Below are 4,061 nucleotides of genomic sequence, written 5' to 3'. Positions count from 1 at the left end.
CAGCGGCCCACCTCCGGGGCGCTGCTCTGGGAGGGCGAAGACGTGTGGGCGATGTCCGCCAGGGAGCGGCGCTCGGTACTCGGACGCGGGGTCGGGATGATCTTCCAGGATCCGTCCGGCTCGCTGAACCGGCGGATGCCGGTGTCGGAGATCATCCGGGACCCCTTGGACGTGCATCGCTGGAAGTCGGCTGCGGACCGGACCTCCCGGGTGCGCGAGCTGATGGACCTCGTCGGACTGCCGGCATCGTTGGCGGATGTGCTGCCGACGTCGTTGTCCGGGGGCCAGCGACAGCGCGTCTCGATCGCCCGGGCGCTGGCTCTGGACCCGTCGTTGGTCGTCGCCGACGAGCCGACCAGTGCGCTCGACGTCTCGGTGCGTGCGCAGATCCTCAACCTGCTGCTCGACCTCAAGCGCGAGCTGAATCTGGCAATGGTGTTCGTGTCACACGACATTCAGACCGTCAAGCGGGTCAGCGACCGTGTCATCACGATGTATCTGGGCCGAATTGTGGAGCAGGCTCCGGCCGCCGGGCTGCCGGACGACGGACGGCACCCCTACACCCGTGCGCTCTTCTCGGCCGCGCCCAGCCTGCTGCACCCCACCGACCCGATCCCACTCGGCGGGTCGGTGCCGTCCGCGTCGTCGCCGCCCAGCGGTTGTCCCTTCCGGACCCGTTGCTGGCGCGCCGACGAAACCTGCGCCACCGAGATGCCGGCGTATGACGCCGTCGCCGACAACCATCTCGTCCGCTGCTATCACCCCATCGAACCATCAACAACCACAACAGAATTGCTGCGTGAGGCAACCGCCGACCAACATGCAGCAGCTGCGCAAGGAGCGTGAACCGTGACCACCCGCACCACCTACACCGGCGTGATCCCGCCCGTCGTGACACCGCTGCACGAGGACGGGACCGTGGACCGGCGCTCGCTCGAGCGACTGGTGCAGCACCTGCTCGACGGCGGCGTCGACGGGCTCTTCGCGCTCGGCAGCTCCGGCGAGACCGTCTTCCTCACCGACGACCAGCGAGACATCGCGCTCGACGTCATCGTCCGGACCGCCGCCGGCAGTGTGCCGGTCATGGCCGGTTGCATCGAGCCGGCGACCCCGCGGGTGCTGGAGCGGGTGCGTGCCGCCGAACGGCTGGGCGCCGACGCGACCGTGGTGACGGCTCCGTTCTACGCGATCGTCGGTCCGCACGAGATCGAACGCCACCTGCGCGCCGTCGCCTCCGCGTCGTCGCTGCCGGTGCTCGCCTACGACATCCCGGTCTGCGTGGGCCGCAAGCTGTCCCTGGAGCTGTTGCTGCGACTCGCGAGCGAGGGTGTGCTGGCCGGGGTGAAGGACTCCAGCGGTGACGACGTCGCCTTCCGGCAGCTGCGGATCGGACTGGACGATCAGGACGACGCAGGTTTCGCACTGCTGACCGGTCACGAACTGGTCGTCGACGGGATGCTGTTGGCCGGAGCGTCGGGCTCGGTGCCCGGGCTCGGCAACGTCGACCCGGCCGGTTACGTGCGGCTGCATTCGTATGCCGACAAACAGGACTGGGCCGCTGCACGGGTGGAGCAGGAGCGGCTGGGCCGGCTCTTCCGGATCGTGGACGCGGCGGATCCGGCGACGACGGCCGGTGCGACCCGCGGAGTCGGTGCGTTCAAGGCCGCACTGCACCTGCTGGGCGTCATCGACTCACCGACGGTGTCGCTGCCGATGCGACGCTTCGACGAGGCCGAAACGGGCCGGGTCCGTGAGCAATTGGAGCTCGCCGGGCTCGACGTCCGTCGATGAGCATTCGTCGATGAGCATCGACCGCTCCGGCGCCGTCGTCGGGTCGCGCTGCGTCGTCGGGTCGGGCCGCGCCGTCGGCGTCGACATCGGCGGCACCAAGACGATCGCGGCGCTGGTGGACGGCGCCGGTGGCGTCATACAGCGCGCGGCTGCGGCGACGCCGGGTCCGGACGGTCCCGACGCGATCCTGGCGACGGTGTGCCGGCTGGTCCACGAGGTCGGCGACGGCGCAGATCCGGTCGGCGTCGGGGTCGGGTCGGCCGGGGTGATCGACCATCGCACCGGGGTGGTGCGGTCGGCCACGAGCGTGTTGCGCGACTGGGCGGGAACGCCGGTGCGCGAACGGATCTCGGATGCGACCGGGTTGCCGGTTCGTGTCGTCAACGACGTGCACGCACACGCGCTGGGCGAGGCCTGGATCGGTGCGGCCGCCGGCGCGCACTCGCTGCTGATGGTCGCGGTCGGGACCGGCGTCGGTGCGTCGTACGTGGGTGGGGGAGAGGTGATGTTCGGCGCGCACGACGTCGCGGGGCATCTCGGGCACATCCCGGTCGCTGCGGCGGCCGGTCGGCCCTGTGTCTGCGGACGCGTGGGTCACCTCGAGGCGGTCGCGGCGGGTCCGGCGCTGGCGGCGTCATACAGCGCGCGGGTGCGGCGGCAGGTGACGACCGTGCAGCAGCTGGTGGCCGACGCCGCCGCAGGTTCGGACATTGCGCGCTCGGTGCTCGACGAGGGCGCGCAGGCACTCGGCGCGGCCGTCGGCGGCACCGTGAATTTGCTGGATCCGCAGGTCGTCGTGATCGGTGGCGGCGTGGTCGGCGCCGGCGACGCGTGGTGGGCGCCGATGGAGCGTGCGCTGCGGGAGCAGTTGTTGCCGGCGACCGTGGACGTGCGGGTATGCCGTAGCCGGCTCGGCGCCGACGCGGCGCTGGCCGGTGCGGCCAGTCTGATGCTGCTGAATGGAGAGGAAAGCCGTTGACGGACAACGTGATCGAGGCACTGCGTGGCCGGCTGATCGTGTCCTGCCAGGCCTACCCGGGTGAGCCGATGCGTGACCCGCGCACGATGACCCAGGTGGCGTTGTCCGCCGCGCGCGGTGGGGCGGCGGCCATTCGGGCGCAGGGTCTGGACGACCTGCGAATGATCCACCGGGGGGTCGACCTGCCGGTGATCGGGCTGTGGAAGGACGGTGACGCGCGGGTCTACATCACGCCCACGCTGGAGCACGCGCTCGCGGTCGCCGAGACCGGGGTGGAGATCGTCGCCCTCGACGGCACCGTGCAGGAGCGGCCCGACCGACGCACCGTCGCGGAGACGATCGCCGAATTGCGCCAGCGCACAGACGTTCTGGTCATGGCGGACTGCTCCACAGCGGAGGAGGGCCGGGCCGCGGCGGACGCGGGCGCGGACCTGGTCGGTACGACGCTGGCGGGCTACACGCCATACACGCGAAAGACGGACGGTCCCGACTTGCAGTTGGTGGAGCAGTTGGCCGCAACGGTCGACGTTCCGGTGATCTGCGAAGGCCGCGTGCACACCCCGGCCCAGGCGCGCGCGGCGATCGACGCGGGAGCGTTCAGCGTGGTCGTGGGCACGGCCATCACGCACCCTGCCACGATCACCGGCTGGTTCGCCGACGCGCTGGGCTGACCGCTGGCTCATGCGCGGGGCGCTGCGGCATACGCCAACGGATCGCTCCAGTGATCCATCGGCACCGCGTGCACCGCGCGACCCTGGCCGTCGAGAATGCGACCCATCCGCTTGACGGTCCGCAGCCCGACCAGGCGTTGCGACACGGTGAGCTGCGGCACCTTGTCCAGCAGCGACCGCTCGAACTCGTGAAGCTGCTCCACCCGCCGCAGCCACGCGGTGATGATCAACGAAGGTCGACTGGCCACCGTTGCCACCATGCGGCTCTGGGGATGCCGGGCCGCCGCATGCGCGGTCTCGGCCAGCAGATTGATCGGCACCTCCGCCAGCGCCGACTGCCGGGCCGTCCGGCCGGCTGGTGGTGGAGCGGTGAGCTTCCCGGCATACGGCGCGCGCGGATGGCTGAGGTGACGACGCACCACAGGTGCTTTCGACCCACTGGTTCCGTCGATCAGGCTGTTGTGCCCCCGGCATGATTCGAACATGCGACACCCGCTTTAGGAGAGCGGTGCTCTATCCCCTGAGCTACGGGGGCGCGCCGGTCTGCCCCGCGCCGCCAAGTGTAGGCGCACAACACGACCCGGCTCGGGGCCGGGCCGTTCTCGACCCGGGGGGGACGT

5 protein-coding genes and 1 tRNA gene are annotated in these 4,061 nt (G+C 70.9%); 4 read left to right on the top strand and 2 right to left on the bottom strand.

What is annotated here, in order from left to right; translation table 11 throughout:
* From ACTHL4_RS14790 to ACTHL4_RS14775, 4 genes are all read left to right on the top strand, one after another.
* Positions 1–846 (top strand): oligopeptide/dipeptide ABC transporter ATP-binding protein (locus tag ACTHL4_RS14790; protein WP_440283528.1); only part of this gene is annotated, 846 nt, incomplete at its 5' end.
* A 3-nt stretch (positions 847–849) separates the two neighbouring features.
* Positions 850–1,791, top strand: a complete 942-nt coding sequence (locus ACTHL4_RS14785) for a dihydrodipicolinate synthase family protein (RefSeq protein WP_440283527.1) — start codon at positions 850–852, stop codon at positions 1,789–1,791.
* A 10-nt stretch (positions 1,792–1,801) separates the two neighbouring features.
* Positions 1,802–2,770, top strand: coding sequence for an ROK family protein (locus ACTHL4_RS14780; protein ID WP_440283526.1), 969 nt, complete (start codon positions 1,802–1,804; stop codon positions 2,768–2,770).
* The gene (locus tag ACTHL4_RS14775) at positions 2,767–3,441 is read left to right on the top strand and encodes an N-acetylmannosamine-6-phosphate 2-epimerase (protein WP_440283525.1); all 675 of its coding nucleotides are present in this window, start codon (positions 2,767–2,769) and stop codon (positions 3,439–3,441) included. Before ACTHL4_RS14780 ends, ACTHL4_RS14775 begins: the two co-directional genes overlap by 4 nt.
* Before the next feature lie 8 nt (positions 3,442–3,449).
* Here ACTHL4_RS14775 and ACTHL4_RS14770 read toward each other — a convergent pair whose 3' ends face one another.
* Both ACTHL4_RS14770 and ACTHL4_RS14765 read right to left on the bottom strand, forming a co-directional pair.
* Entirely contained in the window at positions 3,450–3,860 is a 411-nt protein-coding gene (locus tag ACTHL4_RS14770; protein WP_440283524.1) for a hypothetical protein, read from the bottom strand.
* Positions 3,861–3,903: 43 nt separating this feature from the next.
* A tRNA-Arg gene (locus tag ACTHL4_RS14765) sits at positions 3,904–3,976 on the bottom strand.
* Positions 3,977–4,061 lie beyond the last annotated feature (85 nt).

This window comes from Flexivirga sp. (assembly GCF_051955415.1).
Classification (GTDB): Bacteria; Actinomycetota; Actinomycetes; order Actinomycetales; family Dermatophilaceae; genus Flexivirga.
This window is presented reverse-complemented; position numbering and strand designations above follow the sequence as displayed.